General features: G+C 71.5%; 21 protein-coding genes. 10 read left to right on the top strand and 11 right to left on the bottom strand.

Going from position 1 to position 21,542, the window contains the following annotated elements:
• Window positions 1–31: 31 nt before the first annotated feature.
• On the top strand, window positions 32–1,213 hold the full coding sequence (locus tag AB0D29_RS02445; protein ID WP_362851775.1) for a LamG-like jellyroll fold domain-containing protein: 1,182 nt from the start codon (window positions 32–34) through the stop codon (window positions 1,211–1,213).
• A gap of 69 nt (window positions 1,214–1,282) precedes the next feature.
• On the opposite strand, the gene AB0D29_RS02440 is transcribed toward AB0D29_RS02445, so the two are convergent.
• Both AB0D29_RS02440 and AB0D29_RS02435 read right to left on the bottom strand, forming a co-directional pair.
• The gene (locus AB0D29_RS02440) at window positions 1,283–1,936 is read right to left on the bottom strand and encodes a M23 family metallopeptidase (RefSeq protein ID WP_362851774.1); all 654 of its coding nucleotides are present in this window, start codon (window positions 1,934–1,936) and stop codon (window positions 1,283–1,285) included.
• Between the two features lie 536 nt (window positions 1,937–2,472).
• Window positions 2,473–4,998: an ATP-dependent Clp protease ATP-binding subunit gene (locus AB0D29_RS02435; protein WP_362851773.1), complete on the bottom strand. Its 2,526-nt coding sequence runs from the start codon at window positions 4,996–4,998 to the stop codon at window positions 2,473–2,475.
• Between the two features lie 462 nt (window positions 4,999–5,460).
• Between AB0D29_RS02435 and AB0D29_RS02430 the strand changes: the two genes are divergently transcribed.
• Window positions 5,461–6,060, top strand: coding sequence for an SCO3374 family protein (locus tag AB0D29_RS02430; protein WP_362851772.1), 600 nt, complete (start codon window positions 5,461–5,463; stop codon window positions 6,058–6,060).
• Here the strand turns inward: AB0D29_RS02430 and AB0D29_RS02425 are convergent.
• The 7 genes from AB0D29_RS02425 to AB0D29_RS02395 all read right to left on the bottom strand — a co-directional run bounded on the left by AB0D29_RS02425 (window position 6,039) and on the right by AB0D29_RS02395 (window position 10,008).
• Window positions 6,039–6,377, bottom strand: coding sequence for an Lsr2 family protein (locus AB0D29_RS02425; RefSeq protein ID WP_362851771.1), 339 nt, complete (start codon window positions 6,375–6,377; stop codon window positions 6,039–6,041). The two genes, AB0D29_RS02430 and AB0D29_RS02425, sit on opposite strands and share 22 nt — an antisense overlap.
• Window positions 6,378–6,541: 164 nt before the next feature.
• The gene (locus AB0D29_RS02420; protein ID WP_362851770.1) at window positions 6,542–7,072 is read right to left on the bottom strand and encodes an amino-acid N-acetyltransferase; all 531 of its coding nucleotides are present in this window, start codon (window positions 7,070–7,072) and stop codon (window positions 6,542–6,544) included.
• An 11-nt stretch (window positions 7,073–7,083) separates the two neighbouring features.
• Entirely contained in the window at window positions 7,084–7,584 is a 501-nt protein-coding gene (locus AB0D29_RS02415; protein WP_362851769.1) for a BlaI/MecI/CopY family transcriptional regulator, read from the bottom strand.
• Between the two features lie 108 nt (window positions 7,585–7,692).
• Window positions 7,693–7,857, bottom strand: a complete 165-nt coding sequence (locus tag AB0D29_RS02410; RefSeq protein WP_362851768.1) for a hypothetical protein — start codon at window positions 7,855–7,857, stop codon at window positions 7,693–7,695.
• Window positions 7,858–7,871: 14 nt separating this feature from the next.
• The gene (locus AB0D29_RS02405; protein WP_351587365.1) at window positions 7,872–8,471 is read right to left on the bottom strand and encodes a hypothetical protein; all 600 of its coding nucleotides are present in this window, start codon (window positions 8,469–8,471) and stop codon (window positions 7,872–7,874) included.
• A 48-nt stretch (window positions 8,472–8,519) separates the two neighbouring features.
• Window positions 8,520–8,711 carry a DUF397 domain-containing protein gene (locus AB0D29_RS02400; protein WP_319732881.1) on the bottom strand — a complete coding sequence of 64 codons (192 nt, stop codon included), beginning with the start codon at window positions 8,709–8,711 and terminating at the stop codon, window positions 8,520–8,522.
• Between the two features lie 166 nt (window positions 8,712–8,877).
• On the bottom strand, window positions 8,878–10,008 hold the full coding sequence (locus tag AB0D29_RS02395) for a beta-eliminating lyase-related protein (RefSeq protein ID WP_362851767.1): 1,131 nt from the start codon (window positions 10,006–10,008) through the stop codon (window positions 8,878–8,880).
• Window positions 10,009–10,119: 111 nt separating this feature from the next.
• Here AB0D29_RS02395 and AB0D29_RS02390 point away from each other — a divergent pair, with 111 nt between their 5' ends.
• Genes AB0D29_RS02390 through AB0D29_RS02370 form a run of 5 tightly spaced genes read left to right on the top strand, consistent with a single transcriptional unit; the run spans window position 10,120 to window position 15,558 of the window.
• Complete coding sequence (locus tag AB0D29_RS02390; protein ID WP_362851766.1) at window positions 10,120–11,031, top strand: DUF2520 domain-containing protein; 912 nt, start codon at window positions 10,120–10,122, stop codon at window positions 11,029–11,031.
• Window positions 11,028–12,017, top strand: coding sequence for a pantoate--beta-alanine ligase (gene panC / locus AB0D29_RS02385; protein WP_362851765.1), 990 nt, complete (start codon window positions 11,028–11,030; stop codon window positions 12,015–12,017). Before AB0D29_RS02390 ends, panC begins: the two co-directional genes overlap by 4 nt.
• Complete coding sequence (locus tag AB0D29_RS02380) at window positions 12,014–13,774, top strand: L-aspartate oxidase (protein ID WP_362851764.1); 1,761 nt, start codon at window positions 12,014–12,016, stop codon at window positions 13,772–13,774. The genes panC and AB0D29_RS02380 overlap by 4 nt, the downstream gene beginning before the upstream one ends.
• Window positions 13,775–13,776: 2 nt before the next feature.
• Window positions 13,777–14,745 carry a carboxylating nicotinate-nucleotide diphosphorylase gene (gene nadC, locus AB0D29_RS02375; RefSeq protein WP_362851763.1) on the top strand — a complete coding sequence of 323 codons (969 nt, stop codon included), beginning with the start codon at window positions 13,777–13,779 and terminating at the stop codon, window positions 14,743–14,745.
• 3 nt (window positions 14,746–14,748) lie between these two features.
• Window positions 14,749–15,558, top strand: a complete 810-nt coding sequence (locus AB0D29_RS02370; RefSeq protein WP_362801357.1) for a type III pantothenate kinase — start codon at window positions 14,749–14,751, stop codon at window positions 15,556–15,558.
• Window positions 15,559–15,714: 156 nt separating this feature from the next.
• On the opposite strand, the gene AB0D29_RS02365 is transcribed toward AB0D29_RS02370, so the two are convergent.
• Window positions 15,715–15,924 (bottom strand): hypothetical protein, encoded by a 210-nt coding sequence (locus tag AB0D29_RS02365; protein ID WP_351298321.1) that lies wholly within the window; start codon window positions 15,922–15,924, stop codon window positions 15,715–15,717.
• Between the two features lie 198 nt (window positions 15,925–16,122).
• Here AB0D29_RS02365 and AB0D29_RS02360 point away from each other — a divergent pair, with 198 nt between their 5' ends.
• Together AB0D29_RS02360 and AB0D29_RS02355 are read left to right on the top strand one after the other, a co-directional pair.
• Complete coding sequence (locus tag AB0D29_RS02360; protein ID WP_362851762.1) at window positions 16,123–17,247, top strand: DUF5937 family protein; 1,125 nt, start codon at window positions 16,123–16,125, stop codon at window positions 17,245–17,247.
• 251 nt (window positions 17,248–17,498) lie between these two features.
• The gene (locus AB0D29_RS02355; protein WP_362851761.1) at window positions 17,499–19,049 is read left to right on the top strand and encodes a M28 family metallopeptidase; all 1,551 of its coding nucleotides are present in this window, start codon (window positions 17,499–17,501) and stop codon (window positions 19,047–19,049) included.
• Window positions 19,050–19,187: 138 nt separating this feature from the next.
• Here AB0D29_RS02355 and AB0D29_RS02350 read toward each other — a convergent pair whose 3' ends face one another.
• Entirely contained in the window at window positions 19,188–20,183 is a 996-nt protein-coding gene (locus AB0D29_RS02350) for an SAM-dependent methyltransferase (RefSeq protein ID WP_362851805.1), read from the bottom strand.
• A 154-nt stretch (window positions 20,184–20,337) separates the two neighbouring features.
• On the opposite strand from AB0D29_RS02350, the gene AB0D29_RS02345 reads away from it, so the two are divergent.
• Complete coding sequence (locus AB0D29_RS02345) at window positions 20,338–21,540, top strand: sensor histidine kinase (RefSeq protein WP_362851760.1); 1,203 nt, start codon at window positions 20,338–20,340, stop codon at window positions 21,538–21,540.
• Window positions 21,541–21,542: the final 2 nt, after the last annotated feature.

Here is a 21,542-nt window from a genome sequence, read left to right as displayed (position 1 = left end):
GAGCGGGGGGTCGTGTTTTAGCATCCCTGGCATGACCGACGCCGTGAATCCCCCGAGCAACCCGCAGCCCGAGCCCGCCCCCGGGAGCGGCGGATACGGGTTCCCGCCGGGTCCGCCCGCGCAGGGCGGCGGCTACGGCTTCCCGCCCGGCCCGCCCCGGCAGGGCGGCGACCAGGGCGGCTACGGATACCCGGCCGGTGGCGAAGGGTACGGCTACGGCTACCCGCAGCAGGGGCAGCAGCCGAACCCGTACCAGCAGCAGGACGCCGGAGCGGGGTGGGCGCCGACCCAGCCCGCCCAGCCGCTCATATCCTCGTCGCAGCCCGACTGGGAGGCCATGGCCGACCGGTCCGCCGCCGAGCGGCGCAAGAAGCGGCTGTGGATGCTGGGCGGCGGGGTGACCGTACTGGCGCTGCTGGCCGGCGGCGGAACGTTCTTCCTGCTGGGCGACGACGGCGACGGGCCGGAAGGGGCCGACGCCCAGCCCTCGGCGTCCGCCGCGCCCGAGCCCGGTGATTCGAAGTCCCCCGCGGGCTACACCGCGACCGTCGAGGGCGACGCGACCCTGCTGCGCGACAGCTACGGCAAGACGGGCATCCGGCTCGGCCCCGACTTCCAGGTCGGCCCGCTGGGCAAGCGGTTCCAGATCGTCGGCAAGGGCAACGCGAACTCGTACGCCCAGTCCGCCGAGCCCGTCGTGGACGTGAGCAAGAGCTTCACCGTCACGGCCCGCGTCTACAGCTCCGGCGCCAAGGGCTCACGGATCGCCATCAGCCAGGGCGACGGGGAGTCGTTCTCCTTCGAGCTGGGCGTGAACGAGGTGGGCGGCAAGCAGGCCTGGATCTTCCGCGTGCAGACCGGCGACAAGGGCGCCGCGGCGACGACGCGGACCGTCACCGCCGAGGGGCCCACCGTGCTCAAGACCCCCACGATGCTGATGGCCACCTACGACGCCGAGAAGAAGACCATCGCGCTCTACGTCGAGGGCAAGAAGGCCGGCGAGACCACCCAGGTGCCGCCCATCTGGCAGGCCCCCGGTCCGCTCCAGCTGGGCCGCTCCAAGCACCACAACATCTGGACCGGCGCCTGGCAGGGCGCCCTGCACAACATCAAGTTCTACGACACGGCCTTCACGCCGGAGCAGGCCGCCGCGTACAAGGAGGGCAAGCTCGGTCCGGAAACGAAGCCGGCCCACGCCTGGCTGCTCACCTGAGCAGCCGGCCGGGCCGGGTCGTGGCGACGGTCACGGGGACCTGTCGGTCAGCTGTCGGTCAGCCGTTGATCAGACGCTGACGCCGACGGTGCGCAGGAAGGCCACCGGGTTGACGGCCGAGCCGTAGTTCGGGGTGGTGCGGATCTCGAAGTGCAGGTGCGGGCCGCTGGAGTTGCCGGTGTTGCCCGACAGCGCGATGCGCTGGGAGGCGGCGACCTTCTGGCCGATCTTGACCTGGATCTTCGAGAGGTGCGCGTACTGCGAGTACGTGTTGTTCGCGTGCTTGATCACGATGGCGTTGCCGTAGGCGGGGCCGTCGCCGCCGCCGTTCGGGCCGGCCTTGACGACGACACCGGCGGCCGCGGACTTGACCGAGGTGCCGACCGGGACGGCGAAGTCCTGGCCGGAGTGCTTGTGCGACCACATGCTGCCGCCCTTGCCGAAGGTCGCGGACAGCGTGTACTTCTCCAGCGGCTTGTCCCACAGACCGGTCTTCGAGGCGGTCTTCGCAGCGGGCTTCGCCTCGGCCTTGGCGGCCGCGGCGGCGGCGCCGGCCTGGGCGGAGGCCTGCTGGGCGACCAGCTCGGCGGTACCGGCGAGGGCCGTCTGCGCGGTGTCGGCGAACGCGGCGGTCGTCCCGGCCCCCAGGGCCAGCACCGCACCGAGAGCGGTGGTGCCGACGGCGATACGGGTACGACGGGTGCTGACGCGCTTCGCGGACATGTGCAGACCTCCGGGGCCGGGGACAAGGGCGGTTCACGCCCACCACGGGCATGAAGTGACCCGGCACGTTGGAACGTGTGCCGGGTTGGCTCACCTTTGGTAACCCGCGGCCGGGGACTTCCCCAAATGTCCCGATTACTACCGGGACTCGTAGCCGGGCGGGTGTGATGCGCCCGGTTGACGGCCTCCCTGCTGGGACGAAGGTCCCTTCCGAAGCCCCTTTGGATCTACGAATCCACCTAGTACGTCCGTTTTGTTCTGTGCGGCTTGTCACCGGCCCGGGACCTTCGACCCGCCCCGTCCGGGACCATCGGCGGGCAACCCCACGACGCTCCGGCGACGTGGACGCCGAAGCCCCGCCCGCGCGCCTTCGCCCGCACGCTCCGGGCCCCGACGGGTGGACCCGGCAGAGTTCGTCCCGCCGGACCCTCCGGGGCTTCCTGGGGGCGCGGGCGGCCCCCTGGAGCGTCCACGGGAAAAGGGGCGGCCCCGGGACTTCTCAGTCCCGGGGCCGCCCCTTTGGTGCTCGGTCGCGCTTACGCGCCCTTCGACAGGTCCGGGCCGGAGCCCGTGGCCTCGATCGGGGGGAGGTCCGGCAGAGCCGACTTCTCCTCGCCGCGGAAGGTGAACTTGGCTTCCTCGCCCTCACCCTCCTTGCCGACGACCACGATGTGACCGGGACGCAGCTCGCCGAAGAGGATCTTCTCCGACAGGACGTCCTCGATCTCGCGCTGGATGGTCCGGCGCAGCGGCCGGGCACCCAGGATCGGGTCGTAGCCGCGCTTGGCGAGCAGGAGCTTCGCGTCACCGCTCAGCTCGATGCCCATGTCGCGGTCCTTCAGGCGCTCGTCGACCTTCGCGATCATCAGGTCGACGATCTGGATGATGTCTTCCTCGGTGAGCTGGTGGAAGACGACCGTGTCGTCGACACGGTTGAGGAACTCGGGCCGGAAGTGCTGCTTGAGCTCTTCGTTGACCTTCGCCTTCATCCGCTCGTAGCCGGTCTTGGTGTCGCCCACGGCCGCGAAGCCGAGGTTGAAGCCCTTCGAGATGTCCCGGGTACCCAGGTTGGTCGTCATGATGATGACCGTGTTCTTGAAGTCCACGACCCGGCCCTGGGAGTCGGTCAGACGACCGTCCTCCAGGATCTGGAGAAGGGAATTGAAGATATCCGGGTGGGCCTTCTCGACCTCGTCGAAGAGGACGACGGAGAACGGCTTCCGGCGCACCTTCTCGGTGAGCTGGCCGCCCTCTTCGTAGCCCACGTAGCCGGGGGGCGAACCGAAGAGACGGGAAACCGTGTGCTTCTCGCTGAACTCCGACATGTCGAGGGAGATCAGCGCGTCCTCGTCACCGAAGAGGAATTCGGCGAGCGTCTTCGAGAGCTCGGTCTTACCGACACCGGACGGGCCGGCGAAGATGAACGAGCCACCCGGGCGCTTCGGGTCCTTCAGACCCGCACGGGTACGGCGGATCGCCTGGGAGAGCGCCTTGATGGCGTCCTTCTGGCCGATGACCCGACGGTGGAGCTCGTCCTCCATGCGGAGCAGTCGCGAGGACTCCTCCTCGGTGAGCTTGAAGACGGGAATGCCGGTCGCGGTCGCGAGGACTTCGGCGATGAGCTCGCCGTCGACCTCGGCGACGACGTCCATGTCGCCGGCCTTCCATTCCTTCTCGCGCTTGGTCTTCCCCGCCAGCAGCTGCTTCTCCTTGTCGCGGAGAGAAGCCGCCTTCTCGAAGTCCTGGGAGTCGATGGCCGACTCCTTGTCGCGGCGCACGGCCGCGATCTTCTCGTCGAACTCGCGGAGGTCCGGCGGTGCGGTCATCCGGCGGATGCGCATCCGGGAGCCGGCCTCGTCGATCAGGTCGATCGCCTTGTCCGGGAGGAAGCGGTCCGAGATGTAGCGGTCCGCCAGCGTCGCCGCCTGGACGAGGGCCTCGTCCGTGATGGAGACGCGGTGGTGGGCCTCGTAGCGGTCGCGCAGGCCCTTGAGGATCTCGATCGTGTGGGGGAGGGAAGGCTCCGCCACCTGGATCGGCTGGAAGCGGCGCTCGAGGGCCGCGTCCTTCTCGAGGTGCTTGCGGTACTCGTCCAGCGTCGTGGCACCGATGGTCTGGAGCTCACCACGGGCCAGCATGGGCTTGAGGATGCTGGCGGCGTCGATCGCGCCCTCGGCGGCGCCCGCACCCACGAGGGTGTGGAGCTCGTCGATGAACAGGATGATGTCGCCGCGGGTGCGGATCTCCTTGAGCACCTTCTTCAGGCGCTCCTCGAAGTCACCGCGGTAGCGGGAACCGGCGACCAGGGCGCCGAGGTCAAGCGTGTAGAGGTGCTTGTCCTTGAGGGTCTCGGGGACCTCGCCCTTGACGATCGCCTGCGCCAGGCCCTCGACGACGGCGGTCTTGCCGACGCCGGGCTCGCCGATGAGGACCGGGTTGTTCTTCGTACGGCGGGACAGCACCTGCATGACCCGCTCGATCTCCTTCTCGCGCCCGATGACCGGGTCGAGCTTGGATTCGCGGGCCGCCTGGGTGAGGTTGCGGCCGAACTGGTCCAGGACGAGCGAGGTCGAGGGCGTGCCCTCGGCCGGGCCGCCGGCCGTGGCCGACTCCTTGCCCCCGCCGGTGTAGCCGGAGAGCAGCTGGATGACCTGCTGCCGGACTCGGTTGAGATCGGCGCCCAGCTTCACGAGGACCTGGGCGGCGACGCCCTCGCCCTCGCGGATCAGGCCGAGCAGGATGTGCTCGGTGCCGATGTAGTTGTGGCCGAGCTGGAGGGCCTCTCGGAGCGAAAGCTCCAGGACCTTCTTCGCCCGCGGGGTGAAGGGGATGTGGCCGGAAGGGGCCTGCTGCCCCTGTCCGATGATCTCCTCAACCTGCTGGCGAACAGCCTCGAGCGAAATCCCGAGGCTCTCCAGGGCCTTAGCGGCGACACCCTCACCCTCGTGGATCAAGCCCAGGAGGATGTGCTCGGTGCCGATGTAGTTGTGGTTGAGCATCCGGGCTTCTTCCTGAGCCAGGACGACAACCCGCCGCGCGCGGTCGGTGAACCTCTCGAACATCGTTTATCGCTCCTCAGAGCGGTCGGGCAGTTCGGGGTCGGTCCCCGCCCTGTCCTTCCGCATGCTAGTCCCGCGGGGCGGGACAGCTCATTCCAACTGCCGACATCCGTCCTCGGCTCACCCCTGCATCAGCGGGAAAACCGGCTTGAAGAGCCGACAACTGCTCCAACTCGATGGTGCGAGACGATGTTCCCGCAGGCCAGGCAGATACCCGTCATGCGTGTACGCCGACGGCGAACGGAAGCCCGTCAAATCAGCGTGTCGCCCCGATCCACTAGGAATGTCTTACCCGTAAGGACTGACACTCCATGCCCCCGGCACCGGTCCCCTCAGCTAAGGGCGAACACAGTTCCGTCCCGAATGTGGGACTCCGCTGCCACGGACGTTTACGTTCCGCATATGAGTGAGTGCGGTGTGTCACGGCGAGCGTAACCCCGGGGCGTTTCGCGAGTTGCTCCGGGCATGGCCCTCACCGTCGTGCCGACCGTCCCGCCGCCCCGCGTCGCACCCGAGGAGCGTGCGTACGCCTCGTGGTACGAGAAGGTGCTCGGCTGGACCGTCACGGGCGGTCCGCCCGGCCTGCTCTCGACCGGGGTCCGGTTCGACGTGCTGGAGCTGCCGTCCGACGCGGGAGCGGCCCTGCTGCGCAGGCCGGTCGCCACGGGCCCGGTGGCGCTCATGGGGCGCCGGATGCGGTTCCTGGTGGCCGCGGGGAGCGCAGACGAGCTGGAGGGGTTGCTCGACTGGCTGGAGTGGGGCGGGGTCGCCCTGGACCTGACCGCCCTGGGTGCGGGTGGCCGGATCACCGCCCCGGCTCCCCCGGGGCAACCCCTGGGAGAAAGCCCTCGGGGAGCCGCTGTGTGGCTGCGACCCCCCGAGCAGGGGTGTGAAGCACTGCTGCCGGCCCTGCCCGGTCCCGGGCGGGCCGCCGGACCCGGCCCCGGAAAGGGCACCGCCGGGCCCGATCTCGTACGCCTGGTGGCGGCGGCGGCGACGGAATGCCACCGGGCCCGCCTGGGACGGCGTACGGCGGGGGTCCGTCAGCCCTTGGCCTTTTCGTAGGCCTCGCGGATCTCGGCCGGGACGCGGCCGCGGTCGTTCACGTTGTAACCGTTCTCCTTGGCCCACGCGCGGATCTCCGCGGTGTCCGGGTTGCCGGTCGTCGCCGAGGCGCGACCCTTGGCACGTGCCGCGGAGGCACGGCCACCGGTGCGGCGGCCGCCCTTGGTGTACGGGTCGAGCAGACCGCGGAGCTTTTCAGCGTTGGCGGTGGTGAGGTCGATCTCGTAGGTCTTGCCATCCAGAGCGAACGTCACCGTCTCGTCCGCCTCGCCACCGTCGAGGTCGTCGACAAGAAGGACCTGAACCTTCTGTGCCACCGGGATTTCCTTTCATCGAAAAGCAGTACGTGGAAAGGAAACCGCTTTTGCCTGGAAAACACAAACCCCCGGGGAGAGGTTCAGGACCGCAACAGGGCGGGAAACATACGCGATTCGGACATAGGCCACAGGTTGCTGATCGACGGAAAAGCGTAGGCCATCGATCAGAGGTGCAGAAGCATCCGACTGTTGCCCAAGGTGTTCGGCTTCACTCGTTCGAGACCGAGGAACTCGGCGACACCCTCGTCATAGGAACGCAGGAGCTCCATGTAGACATCGGTGTCGACCGGGGTCTCGCCGATCTCGACGAAGCCGTGCTTCGCGAAGAACTCGACTTCGAAGGTCAGGCAGAAAACCCGGCTCACCCCGAGCGTGCGGGCGGTCCGCAACAACTGCTGCAGCACCTTGTGGCCGACACCGGCGCCCTTCAAGCCGCGGTCCACGGCGAGAGTACGCACTTCGGCAAGGTCTTCCCACATCACGTGGAGAGCGCCGCAGCCGACCACCTGACTGTCGGAGTCGCGTTCCGCGACCCAGAACTCCTGGATGTCCTCGTAAAGGACGACCGGGGCTTTGTCCAGCAGGATCCGCTGCTGCACGTACTGGTCGAGGAGGCGGCGCAGCTCGGGAACATCACCGGTGCGGGCACGGCGGATCGTCACTGTTTCTGCGTGTGCAGAGGAAAACTCTCCCATGGCTGCGGACGCTATCGCCCCGGCTCCTGCGGGCGCTCGGCGGAGTCCCCTTCGGCTTCCTGCGGAGCGGGGAGTTCGGCGGGGGGTTCGGCGGGGAGTTCGGCAGAGGGTTCGGCGGGAGCTTCAGCCGTGGCCTCGGCGCCGGACTCGCCGTCGTGCTGGACGACCCGTACGGCGTCCCTGAGTGCTTCCCGCTGTTCCGCCGACATCATGCCGAAGAAGGCGACGAGGGCGGCCGCGGGGTTGTCGCTCGTCGACCAGGCTTCGTTCATCAGTGCGGCCGAGTAGGCGGCGCGGGTGGAGACCGCCGTATATCGATAGGCGCGGCCTTCGGCTTCCCGGCGGACCCAGCCCTTCTGATGAAGATTGTCCATAACGGTCATGACCGTGGTGTACGCGATGGACCGTTCCTGCTGGAGATCTTCCAGTACTTCACGAACGGTGACCGGGCGGTTCCACTGCCACACCCGCGTCATGACGGCGTCTTCGAGTTCTCCCAAGGGGCGAGGCACAACAGCACGATAGTGCTGCTTGTGCGGAATTGCCCGACTATTCGCTCGGCAACGCGCGACAAAATCGGGAGTGCGGCCGGTGCGGCCGCACTCCCGTCGCCCGGAGGGCTACTGCTGCTGGCGCGCGGACTCGGCCCGGGCGATCACGGCGTCGACCGCGGCGTCTTCCTTGGCCTTGTTGGCGCCGCCCTGGCTCTTCACGATCGTCACCACGAGAGCGATGAAGAACGCGGCCATCACGACGGGGGGCACGAGCGCGGAGACGTAGTCCATGCCCCACAGCGTAGCTACCCGACGGCCCGCCCGGCCGCCGGGGGCGGGGTGGGCTTGCGGCGCGGCGGGAACACCTCGCCGGGGGTGGGAACCGGCCGCTCGGGGCGCGGCGACTCGGGACTCGGCGGCTCCTTGGGCCGCGGAGCCGGCTTCGGCTGCTCCTCCCGCCCGCCGGCCAGCGCCAGCAGGCGGGTCCGGGGCGCGGGGGTCGTCGACAGCCGCCGGCGTACGGAGCGCTCCGCGACGACCTGGGCCCGCTCCAGCAGCGCCGCCGCGACCGGATTGGCGCGGAGCGCGCGCAGGGCGGCGAGGTCGTCGGGGGCCGGTTCGTAGCCGGCGGCCAGGGCGTCCTGCAGCAGCTCCAGGTAGCCGGAGAGGCTGCCGGGCAGGGCGCCCCGGTAGCGGGCGAGGTCGTCGAGGAGGAACGCTCTGAGCCGCCCCGCCTCCTGGACCGCATCGTCCACCGCCTGCGCGAGGTGCAGGCAGTCCTGGACCTCCGCGGCCGCCAGGGGGGCCGGGGAGGACTGAAGGGCGTGGGCGAGGAGACGCCTGAGCACGTGCAGCTCAGCAGCGCTGAACGCCATGCCGCCGCGGGATCCGTAGGGCGTGGGCATGGGCCGAAGATACGCGCTAATCGGACAAAATCCCCTGAGGGTGAGCCGTTACGGCGCGGCGGTTTCCTTCACGGCGCGGATGAAATCGGCCCAGGCGGCCTGGGTCGTGGCGAGCACGAGGTGCGCGGGGTCGACGCGGTCGGCGACCTTGACGAGGGCTCCGGGGGCGGTGGCGACGTAGACGCAGGCGTCGCCCTCACCGCAGAACGAGGACTTCCGCCACGTGGGCTGAGCGGTCATGGTGTCTCCTCCGGGCAACGGTGGCCGGTAATTGCCGTCGATGGACGGTAACTCCGACACCGGCCCGGACCGATGAGTTTCCCGGAATTCGGTGATTCGTGGCGAAGCCGTGCACAAGTCCGTCCCGCCCCGCCGAAAGATCCGGAAGAGACGGCCCGGACAGGGCCTAGAGCCGCGCCACGAAGTCGGCGGCGGCCCGCTTCACGTCGGACTCCGTCCAGGACAGGCCCGGCTCGGTGATCTCCAGTTCCGTCACCGCGAGACCCGGCGGCCCGTCGGGGGACCACCGGCGGAAGAGGACCGTGCCCGTCTCCTCCGCGAGCCGCAGGCCCGCCTCCGTCAGGCGGTCCGCCCCGTACGGCAGCCACACCTGGAACTGGTGCGTGTGCGGCTCCTCCGGGTGGATCCGGGCCCACGGGACCTGCGACTCCTCGAACGCCGAGCGCAGCGCCCCGGCCACCAGCCGCGCCTGGGCCACGTACGACGGCAGCCGGGGCAGTTCCCGTTCCAGTCCGGCCAGCGCGGACAGGGCCTGCGGGAACTGCCGGAAGATCTGGCCGCCGTACCGGTGGCGCCAGACCCGGGTCTCCTCCACGAACTCCCGCGGCCCGGCCAGGCAGGCCCCGCTGAGGCCCCCCAGCGACTTGTAGAAGGAGACGTACACCGAGTCCGCGAGCCCGGCGATCTCCGGCAGCGGGCGTCCGAAGTGGACGGTGGACTCCCACAGGCGGGCCCCGTCGAAGTGGACCACCGCCTCCCGCTCGCGGGCCGCCTCGACCAGCGCCTGCAGCTCCTCCCAGGTGGGCAGGAGGAAACCGGCGTCCCGCAACGGCAGCTCCAGCATCAGCGTGCCGAAGGGCTCCCGGACCGCCCCGACCTCCGCGGGCGTCGGCTGGCGGGCCTCCGTCGTCGGGTGCACCACCCGCAGCCCGGAGACGTTCGACAGCGCGTCGCCCTCCCACCGCTCCGGATGGCTCATCGGGTGCAGTGCCACCACCGGGTTCCCGGTGCGGCCCGCCCAGCAGCGCAGCGCGATCTGCTGGGCCATCGTCCCGCTGGGGAAGAACGCCGCGTCCTGCGTGCCGAGCAGCTCCGCGACCCGGCGTTCCAGCGTCTCCACGACCCCGTCGCCGTACACGTCGGCCGGTCCGTCCATGGCGTACGGGGCTTCGGCGAGCGCGGCGAGCAGCTCCCCCACCGTGGGTTCGAGCAGGCTGCGCGACAGCCTGCGCTCCGCTCCGCGCCAGGCCGCCACCTGCCGCTTCGTACGTTCCGTGTCGTCACTGTCGTCGCTCATGGAGCCCGATCCTCACCCACGTCGTCGCCGTCCGGCCAATTGCCCCAGGAGCTAGCATGGCGGCGTATCGTCCGGTACCCCCCGCGGACTGGAACGGAAGGCCCTCCCCGCGTGAATTCCTCACAGCAGCCACGCCCTGCCCGGCTCGCCGTCGGCGTCGTCGGAGCCGGCCGTGTCGGTCCGGCGCTGGCCCGCGCGCTCCAGCAGGCCGGGCACCGGCCCGTCGCCGTCTCCGGAGTGTCCGACGCGTCCGTGCGCCGGGCCGCGCGGATGCTGCCCGACGTGCCGCTCGTGCCGCCCGCGCAGGTGCTGGAGCGGGCCGAGCTGGTGCTCCTCACCGTCCCCGACGACGTGCTGCCCTCCCTGGTGGAGGGCCTGGCCGAGACCGGCGCGATCCGGCCCGGCCAGCTCGTCGTGCACACCTCGGGCCGGTACGGGACCGCCGTGCTCGACCCGGCGCGCCGCGCGGGCGCCCTGCCGCTGGCCCTGCACCCCGCGATGACCTTCACCGGCACCGAGGTCGACGTGCAGCGCCTGGCCGGCTGCTCCTTCGGCATCACCGCCCCCGAGGAGCTGCGGCTCGCCGCCGAGGCCCTGGTCATCGAGATGGGCGGGGAGCCCGAGTGGATCGCGGAGGAGAACCGTCCGCTCTACCACGCGGCCCTCGCCCTCGGCGCGAACCACCTGGTCACGCTGGTCGCCCAGTCGATGGAGCTGCTGGCCAAGGCCGGGGTCGAGCACCCCGACCGGATGCTCGGCCCACTGCTCGGCGCGGCCCTCGACAACGCCCTGCGCTCCGGCGACGGCGCCCTGACCGGTCCGGTGGCCCGCGGAGACGCCGGTACCGTCGCCGCGCACGTCTCGGAGCTGCGCAGACACGCGCCGGGCGCGGTCGCCGGATACCTGGCGATGGCCCGCACCACCGCCGACCGGGCCCTCGCGCACGGTCTGCTCAAGCCCGAACTCGCCGAGGACCTGCTCGGCGTGCTCGCCGACACGGACGCCGACGGGGGCCACCAGTGACCCAGCTGCTGCACACCGCCCAGGAGCTGCACGGCCTCGCGCGCGCCGGCCGCCGCGCGGTGGTGATGACGATGGGCGCCCTGCACGAGGGCCACGCCACCCTGATCCGTACCGCCCGCGAACAGGCCGGGCCGGGCGGCCAGGTCGTCGTCACCGTCTTCGTCAACCCGCTGCAGTTCGGGGCGAACGAGGACCTCGACCGCTATCCGCGCACCCTCGACGCCGATCTGCGGATCGCCGAAGGGGCGGGCGCCGACGCGGTGTTCGCGCCGTCCGTCGACGAGGTCTACCCGGGCGGCGACCCGCAGGTGCGGATCACGGCCGGGCCGATGGGCGAGCGCCTCGAAGGGGCCACCCGCCCCGGCCACTTCGACGGAATGCTGACCGTCGTCGCCAAGCTGCTCCACCTCACCCGCCCCGACCTGGCCCTCTTCGGCCAGAAGGACGCCCAGCAACTGGCGTTGATCCGGCGGATGGTGACCGACCTGAACTTCCCCGTCGAGGTGGCCGGCGTACCGACCGTCCGCGAGGAGGACGGTCTCGCCCTGTCGTCCCGCAACCGCTACCTCTCCCCCGCCGAGCGGCACACCGCCCTGGCCCTGTCCCGCGCCCTGTTCGCCGGACAGGACCGGCTCGCCGCGCAGGCGGCGCTGCGCGCCCGCGCCGAGGCCTCCCCGGCCAGCGACGAGCGGGCCACCGCCCTGGCCCGGCTGGGCGAGATCCGCGCCTCGGCCGACGCGCACGCCGTCTCGGCCGCGGGCGGGGGGCTGCCGGACGCCGTACGGGCCGCCGCGCTGCACGTCCTGGAGGAGGCGGGCCGCCACGAGCCGCCGCTCGACCTGGACTACCTGGCGCTGGTGGACCCGCAGGACTTCACCGAGGCCGGTCCCGACTTCACCGGGCAGGCCGTGCTGGCCGTCGCCGCGAAGGTGGGCGCGACCCGGCTGATCGACAACATCCCATTGGAATTCGGAGCACACTCGTGAGCACCCCAGGCAGAGGCCCCGCAGGCAGCGACGGCGGAGACACGGCCGCGGGCACCGGCATACGCCTGCACGCGCCCGCCCCCGGCTGGTCCCTCGACGCCGATGTCGTGGTCGTCGGTTCCGGCGTGGCGGGCCTGACCGCCGCACTGCGCTGCGCCGCCGCGGGCCGCCGTACCGTCGTGGTCACCAAGGCCCGGCTCGACGACGGCTCCACCCGCTGGGCCCAGGGCGGCATCGCCGCGGCCCTCGGCGACGGCGACACCCCCGAGCAGCACCTCGACGACACCCTGGTCGCGGGCGCGGGCCTGTGCGACGAGGCGGCCGTACGGCTGCTCGTCACCGAAGGCCCGGACGCGGTACGGCGGTTGATGGCCGCGGGCGCGGTCTTCGACACCTCGGCGGAGACCGGCGAGATAGAACTGACCCGCGAGGGCGGCCACCACCGGCGGCGCATCGCGCACGCGGGCGGCGACGCCACCGGCGCCGAGATCTCCCGGGCCCTCGTCGAGGCGGTCCAGGCCGCGGGCATCGAGACCGTCGAGAACGCCCTCGTACTGGACCTGCTGCACGACGCGCAGGGCCGTACGGCCGGAGTCACGCTGCACGTGATGGGCGAGGGCCAGCACGACGGCGTCGGCGCCGTCCACGCGCCCGCCGTGATCCTCGCGACCGGCGGCATGGGCCAGGTCTTCTCCGCCACCACCAACCCGTCGGTGTCCACCGGTGACGGCGTGGCGCTCGCGCTGCGCGCCGGCGCCGAGGTCTCCGACCTGGAGTTCGTGCAGTTCCACCCGACGGTGCTCTTCCTCGGCCCGGACGCCGAGGGGCAGCAGCCGCTGGTGTCGGAGGCGGTCCGCGGGGAGGGCGCGTACCTCGTCGACGCGGACGGCGTCCGCTTCATGGTCGGCCAGCACGAGCTCGCCGAACTCGCCCCGCGCGACATCGTCGCCAAGGGCATCATGCGCCGCATGCAGGAGCAGGGCGCGCAGCACATGTACCTGGACGCCCGGCACTTCGGCGCCGAGATGTGGGAGCAGCGCTTCCCGACGATCCTCGCCGCCTGCCGCTCGCACGGCATCGACCCGGTGACCGAGCCGATCCCGGTCGCGCCCGCCGCGCACTACGCGTCCGGCGGCGTACGGACCGACCTGCACGGGCGGACCACCGTCCGCGGCCTGTACGCCTGCGGCGAGGTCGCCTGCACCGGTGTGCACGGCGCGAACCGGCTCGCCTCCAACTCGCTGCTGGAGGGCCTGGTCTTCGCCGAGCGGATCGCCGACGACATCGCCGCGCAGCGCTTCGGCGGCAACGGCCCGGTCGTCCCGGTCCCGGCGACCGGCCCGCTGCAGCCCGCCCCGGCCCGCCACGAGGTCCAGCGGATCATGACGGAGGGCGCGGGCGTGCTCCGCTCCGCCGCCTCGCTGGCCACGGCCGCCGAGGCCCTCGAAGCGCTGTACGCGACCGCCCTGAACGACCTGGAAGCGCACGGCAAGACCGCCGAGCCGGGTGTGGACACCTGGGAGGCCACGAACCTGCTGTGCGTGGCACGGGTCCTGGTCGCCGCCGCGCAGCGGCGCGAGGAGACCCGCGGCTGCCACTGGCGCGAGGACCACCCGGACCGGGACGATGCCGACTGGCGGCGTCATCTCGTCGTCCGGCTCTCGGCGACCGAGAAGCGGGCCCTGGTCGTCGTACCCACCGACTCCGCGGACTTCCCGTCCGTGCACCCCCTGAGCACCCCGAGCCTGGAGCAGTGACCGTGAGCACCCCCGAACTTCCCCTGATCGACCAGAACGACGGCGGCTGCGGCGACGACTGCGCCTGCGGTGACGGCGAGGAGAGCGGCCTGGACCCGGCGCTGGCCCAGCTGCTGGCCGACGCGGGCCTGGACCCCATCGAGGTCGAGGACATCGCGCACATGGCGCTCTCCGAGGACCTGGACGGCGGCGTGGACGTCACCACCGTCGCCACGGTGCCCGAGGAGGCCGAGGCGATCGCCGACTTCGTCGCGCGCGAGAGCGGCGTCGTGGCCGGTCTGCGGATCGCCGAGGCCGTGTTCTCCGTGGTGTGCACGGAGGCCTTCGAGGTGGAACGGCACGCGGAGGACGGCGACAGCGTCGAGGCCGGGCAGCTGCTGCTGTCGGTGCGCTCGCGCACCCGCGACCTGCTCACGGCGGAGCGCAGCGCGCTGAACATCCTGTGCCGGCTGTCCGGCATCGCGACGGCCACCCGCCGCTGGGCGGACGTGCTGGAGGGCACCGGGGCGAAGGTCCGCGACACCCGCAAGACCACGCCGGGCCTGCGCGCGCTGGAGAAGTACGCGGTGCGCTGCGGCGGCGGCGTCAACCACCGGATGTCGCTGTCGGACGCCGCGCTGGTCAAGGACAACCACGTGGTGGCGGCGGGCGGGGTCGCGCAGGCCTTCAAGGCCGTGCGGGAGGCCTTCCCGGAGCTCCCCATCGAGGTCGAGGTCGACACCCTGGAGCAGATCGGCGAGGTCCTGGAGGCCGGCGCCGACCTGATCCTGCTGGACAACTTCACGGTCGCGCAGACCGCCGAGGCCGTGGCCCTGGTGGCCGGGCGCGCGGTGCTGGAGTCCTCGGGCCGCCTCTCCCTGGACACCGCCCGGGCGTACGCGGAGACCGGCGTGGACTACCTGGCCGTCGGCGGGCTGACCCACTCCTCGCCGATCCTCGACATCGGCCTCGATCTGCGCGAGGCGGTGTAACCCGTGCTCCTCACCATCGACGTAGGCAACACCCACACGGTCCTGGGCCTGTTCGACGGTGACGAGATCGTCGAGCACTGGCGCATCTCGACCGACCCGCGGCGCACGGCCGACGAGATGGCCGTGCTGATGCAGGGCCTGATGGGCATGCACCCGATGCTCGGCAACGAGCTGGGCGACGGCATCCACGGCATCGCGATCTGCTCGACGGTGCCGTCGGTCCTGCACGAGCTGCGCGAGGTCACCCGGCGCTACTACGGCGACGTGCCGGCGGTGCTGGTGGAGCCGGGCATCAAGACGGGCGTGCCGATCCTCATGGACAACCCGAAGGAGGTCGGCGCGGACCGCATCATCAACGCGGTCGCGGCGGTCGAGCTCTACGGGGGCCCGGCGATCGTGGTCGACTTCGGTACGGCGACCACCTTCGACGCGGTGTCCACGAAGGGCGAGTACGTGGGCGGGGTGATCTCCCCGGGCATCGAGATCTCCATGGAGGCCCTCGGCGTCCGCGGCGCCCAGCTCCGCAAGATCGAACTGGCCCGCCCGCGCAACGTGATCGGCAAGTCCACGGTCGAGGCGATGCAGTCGGGTGTGGTCTACGGCTTCGCGGGCCAGGTCGACGGGGTCGTGGCCCGGATGGCGAAGGAACTGGCCGGACCGAACGGCGACCCGGACGACGTCCGCGTCATCGCGACGGGCGGGCTGGCGCCGATGGTGCTGGGCGAGTCCTCGGTGATCGACGACCACGAACCGTGGCTGACGCTGATCGGACTGCGACTGGTCTACGAACGCAACGCGCCGAACTTCGACTGATCCGGCCGGCTCCCGGGGCTCCGCCCCGCACCCCGCTCCTCAAACGCCGGAGGGGCTGAATAGGGTGCGGCCGAACCGGCCCAACCGGCCCCCGGCCCCGGCGCAGCCGACCGGCCCGGTCCGGCGCGGGGGCCGGGTCCACCAGCCGGTGGCGTTTCAGCACGCGCGGGGCCGGCTCAGCATCCGGCGCAGGGCCGCGCGCCACGGGTGGCCGGCCGGGCGGCCCTCCACCACGGCTTTGACCTGCTCGTACGACCGGATCTCGCGCAGCACGGCGACGTCGTCGCGGCCGGGAGGCGGGGGCATCGGGTCGCCGTGCTGGGAGGCCCGCCAGGTGTCTATGAGGTACTGCTCGATCGCGCTCATAGCTCTACCCTCACCCCGTCGGCGGCACCGCGCACGACAGTTGACGTTCCCCGTCAATCGACGGCTCCCCGCGGCCGCTCCCCAGGCAAACGATCACTCGTCCGGCCGCCGCGCCGGACCGCCCGCGGCCACTCGTACGGCGGCGCCGGACGGTCCACCCGGCGCCACTCTCGGTGAGCGGGACGACAGAATGGCCTGATGAGCGTCACGATCGACATCGCCGGACTCCCCGCAGAGCGGATCACCTTCGCCCCCTCCCCGCTCGCGGAGCTCTGCATGGCGCTGCACGCGCTCTCCCAGCCCGCCCATCACCCCGCGCTCACCTCCTGGACCACGGCCACCGCCGCCTCGCTCGATCCGTGCCTCGCGGACCGGCTGCTGGAGGGCGAGTTCATGTGGCGGAGCTCCTTCTCCGACATCTTCATGGCCTTCGCCGGGATCGCCGGCGGGACCGGGGTACCCGCCGGGACCCTGGCCGAGGAGCTCGACGTACTCGACCGGCTGGACGACGAGCAGTTCGTGACGGCCGCCCTGGAGCACTGCTGGCTGGCGCTCTACAACGAGGGCGGCGGCCCGTCCCCGCTCACGAACCCGGCGGCCCGGGCCAAGGCGCTGGAGGTGGCCGCCGCCCGCGGCCCCCACCAGCTGGAGTTCTCCGTACGCCTGCTGGACGACACCGCCGGCGTACGGGTGTGGATGCGCCGGCTCCTGGAGGACTGCGACGAGGCCTTCTTCGCGGAGACCTGGAAGCGCGTGGAGCCGGGGCAGAGCGCCGACGCCCGGCACAAGACCGAACTGCTGCGCCGCAAGGGGCTGCCGGCCGCGCTGAGGGAGGTCTCGGCGGCGCTCAGCGTCGACGAGGGCCTCACCACCATCACGGTCGACAAGATGGTCCACGGGGCGGCGACCGCGACCGACCCCCGAATAGGCAGCGGCCTCGTCTTCGTGCCGACCAACTTCGGCTGGCCGCACCTGCTCGTGGTGCACGCACCGGGCTGGCGGCCGGTGGTCCACTATCCGCTCGGCACCTCCGAACCGGTCTCCGCGCCGGGCTCGGTGGAGCTGCTCCAGCGGCGGATGGAGGCACTGGCCCATCCCATGCGGATGCTGCTGTGCCGGAGTCTGGCGCGGGCCCCGTACACGACGAGCGAACTGGCGACCGTGTACGGAATCACCGCGCCGGAGGTGTCACGGCATCTGTCCGTCCTGAAGAAGGCCGGCCTGATGCACACGCGACGGCAAGGCCGCTACGCCCAGCACCAGTTGGACCTGGGTGCGGTCGCCCGCATCGGCTCCGACTTCATCGAGGGCATCCTGCGCTAGGCGGAACCGGCGGGCGATTGGCCGGATTTGATCGGCGCAGAGTCACCGATATACGGAATTCATAAACCGAAAACAGCGAAAACCCTGGCCTTGGTGGCCACTTGCTGTCTAACGTGCGCTCACTGTTTCCCCACCTGACGCACACCGATTCTGCGTTTCGGTCGCACCACGCGTCACCACGCTGTGCCCTGCTGTGCCTTGCTGTGCCCAGATCCGCCCGCCCTGCTCGCCTTTGTCGTGGAAGGACCTTCATGCCCTCACGCCGTATAGCCGCAGCAACCGCCGCCCTGGCCGCAGCGGCCCTCGTCTCACCGCTGCTGCTCGCCGGACCGGCCGGAGCCACCGGGAGCCCGCAGAGCGACGCCGCCCGCGGTGACGCGCTCGCCAAGAAGCTGGTCAAGGACGCGACCGGCAAGGGCGCCTACAACCACCTCAAGGTCCTGCAGTCCCTCGCGGACTACAACAACGGCACCCGCGTGGCCGGTTCCAAGGGCCACGAGCAGTCGGCCAAGTACATCGAGGCCGTGCTGAAGGGGGCCGGGTACACGGTCACCCGCAACGAGTTCGACTTCGTCTACGTCGAGACCATCGAGCAGAAGCTGACGGTGGGCGGCGCGAACGGGCGCGACGTACCGATCCACCTGATGACCTACACGGCGAACTCCCCGGAGGGCGGTGTGACGGCCCCGGTCGCCGTCGCCCCCGTCGACGCGGACGGGACGAACGGCTGCGAGCCCGGCGACTTCGCCTCCGGCACCTTCACCGGCAAGATCGCCCTAGTCAAGCGCGGCGGCTGCACCTTCGCGGTGAAGCAGCAGAACGCGGCGACCGCCGGCGCGGTCGGCGCGATCATCTACAACAACACCGCGGGCGCCCTGAACGGCACCCTCGGCGACCCGACGCTGGGCAAGGTCCCGACGGGCGGCATCACCCAGGAGGACGGCGAGAAGCTCGCCGCCGAGGCCGCCGCCGGTCCGGTCGAGGTCACCCTCGACATCCGCGAGCTGCGCGAGAACCGCAAGACGTTCAACGTGATCGCCGAGACCAAGGGCGGCGACGAGAACAACACCGTCTTCCTCGGCGCGCACCTCGACTCGGTCGCGGCCGGCCCGGGCATCAACGACAACGGCTCCGGCTCGGCGGGCATCCTCCAGGTCGCCCAGCGGCTCGCGAGCGAGCAGAAGAAGGTCAAGAACAAGGTCAAGTTCGCCTGGTGGTCGGCGGAGGAGTTCGGCCTGCTCGGCTCGGAGGCGTACGTCGCCGGGCTGACGGACGAGCAGAAGAAGCAGATCAAGCTCTACCTGAACTTCGACATGATCGCCTCGCCGAACTCCGCGTACTTCGTCTACGACGGCGACGACTCGGACGCCACCGGCGCGGGCCCCGGCCCGGCCGGCTCCGCCCAGCTGGAGAAGGGGATCACCGACTTCCTCGACTCCAAGAAGATCCCGCACGAGGGCACGGACTTCTCCGGCCGCTCGGACTACGGCCCGTTCATCGAGGTCGGCATCCCCTCCGGCGGCACCTTCACCGGCGCCGAGGGCATCAAGACCCCGGAGCAGGCCGCGAAGTTCGGCGGCCAGGCGGGCGTCGCCTACGACGTGAACTACCACGGCAAGGGTGACGACATCACCAACATCGACCAGAAGGCGCTCGACATCAACGTCGACGTCATCGCGAACGCGGTCGGCCACTACGCGCACGACCTGGCCCCGCTGTCGAAGCCGGTCGTCTCGACGCCGACGAACGGCTCGGGCAGCGGCGGCGGCCTCCACGAGGGCCACGACGAGGTCAACCAGTAGCAGAATCAGCCCCACCGGCGTTTGAGGCGCGGGGTCCGGGGCGGAGCCCCGGGTCCCGGCCCCGCCACATCCAGCCCCGCCGGCGTTTGAGGCGCGGGGTCCGGGGCAGCGCCCCGGCAACGGCGCCGCAGGTCCGCGTCAGCCGGTGCCTCCCCCGGCCCAGGCCTTGATGCCCACCGGCTGGCAGAGCCACAAGAAGTCGCCGAGCCCGCCGCGTGCGGTGAGCTCGGCGGCTTCTCCGGCAGCCGCCAGCCCCCGCACGTACGCCACCGGATCGGCAGAGGCCAGCCCCAGCGCGGGACGGGCGCCCGAGACCCCGAGCCCCGTCAGGGCCTCGCGCTGCGTCAGCAGCACCGCTCCCGGCCCCGCGCAGGAGTCCAGCGCCACGTGCGCGGTGACATCGCAGCTGCCGTCCGGGACGGGCCGGACCTCCCGGCCCGCGCGGAAGCCCGTCAGCGTGCCGTACGGCGGCCTCGCGTCCCGGGTGTGGCCGTAGTCCACCGCCACCGCCAGCCCCCGCTCCAGGCCGGCCACGGCCGCCGCCCAGGCCTCGTCGCGCGCCCGCCCGATCTCGGCCCGCCCGATCTCGGCCCGCCCGATCTCGGCGCGGCCTGTCTCCGCCCCACCGGTATCCGCCCCGCCGCCACCCGGCCACCACCGCTCCAGCCAGGCCCGGTCCGCGTCGTCCAGCGGGCCGCCGGGGCTCTCCGTACCGTCCGGGGCGACCAGGACGTAGCGACCGTCCTCCGCGATCTCCAGCGGCACGTTGTCCAGCCACTCGTTGGCGAACAGCAGCCCCGTCGCCCCTTCGGGCGGTGCCGCGACCCAGCGGATCCGCGGGTCGAGCCCCGCGGGCCGCTCCGCCCGCTCCACGGCGTACGGACGCACCCGCGCGGCCGTCTCCGGCTCCAGCGCGGCCAGCACCCCGGCCAGCAGCTCCCCGCGCCCGGCCCCCACGTCGACCAGGTCCAGCCCCGGCGGGTGCCCGAGCTCCGCGTCCACCCAGCGCAGCAGCCGTGCCACCGCTCCCGCGTACAGGGCGGAGGCGTGCACCGACGTACGGAAGTGCCCGGCGGGCCCGGGCCCGCCCGGACGCACGTAGAAGCCGCCGGGCCCGTACAGGGCGGCGTCCATCGCGTCCCGCCACCGGACCGGAGTCGGATGTCCACCCTGGGTGCTCACCCCACAAAGGCTAAGCTCAACTCCACCTTCGGGAGTACGCCCCCGAGGCGAGGTTCGAACCTCTGGTTGACTCCAGCACCTATCACCGTTCCCTACTCTGGGTTACGTGCAGCGCCTCTACGACTTCCTCCGCAGACACCCGACGGGCGTCGACAGCTTCTGGGCTGTCCTCCTCTTCGGGATCGGGATGCTGGAGGTCGCCGACGACAGTTCCCACAGCACCACCGCACGGCTGCTCGCCGTCCCCGCGGTGGTGGCGATGAGCGTCGTGGTGGCCCTGCGCCGCAAGTGGACCCGGGCGATGTTCTGGCTGGCCACCGGCACCGGCGCCTACCAGCTGATCACCCACACCGAGGCGAACTACGCCGACCTCGCGATGCTGATCATCCTCTACACGGTCGGGGCCTCCTCCGAGGTCTCGCGCCGGATGTCCCGTACCGCGCTCGCCATCGGATTCCTCGCCTCCCCCCTGTACGCCGTGCGCTTCGCGGTGGACACGGGCAACCTGCGCGACAACTTCATCTTCGTGCTGTTCGCGATCGTCCCGTTCGCCCTCGCCTGGGTGCTCGGCGACTCCGTGCGCACCCGCCGGGCCTACTACGACCAGCTCGTCGAACGGAACCAGCGCCTGGAGAACCAGCGCGAGGCCCAGGCCAAGGTGGCGGTGGCAGCCGAGCGGGCCCGGATCGCCCGCGAGCTGCACGACGTCGTCGCGCACAACGTCTCGGTGATGGTGGTCCAGGCGGACGGGGCGGCCTACGTCATGGACGTGGCCCCCGAACAGGCCAAGGAAGCACTCCAGACCATCTCCGGCACCGGCCGCCAGGCCCTCGCCGAGATGCGACGGCTGCTGGGCGTCCTGCGCACCGGCGAACCGCAGGAGTCCGAGGACTACGTGCCCCAGCCCGACGTCGAGCAGATCGAGGTCCTGGTCGAGCAGGTACGGGCAGCGGGGCTCGCGGTCGACTTCGAGGTCGAGGGCGCCCCGCGCCCACTCCCCAGCGGGGTCGAGCTGACGGCGTACCGGATCGTGCAGGAGGCGCTGACCAACACCCGCAAGCACGGCGGCCCCGAGGCGAAGGCCAGCGTCCGGCTGGTCTACTTCGACGACGGGCTCGGCCTGCTGATCGAGGACGACGGCCGGGGCGCGGCCCACGAACTGTACGAGGACGGCGGCGCGGACGGCGCCGGGCACGGACTGATCGGCATGCGCGAGCGGATCGGTATGGTCGGCGGAACCCTGGACGCGGGCCCGCGTCCGGGCGGCGGCTTCCGGATCAGCGCACTGCTTCCCCTGAAGAAGAGATGACG

The sequence above is a fragment of the Streptomyces sp. NPDC048424 genome (genome assembly GCF_040651555.1).
GTDB lineage: Bacteria > Actinomycetota > Actinomycetes > Streptomycetales > Streptomycetaceae > Streptomyces.
Note: the sequence above shows the minus strand (reverse complement) of the source record. Positions and strands in the feature narration are given on the sequence as shown.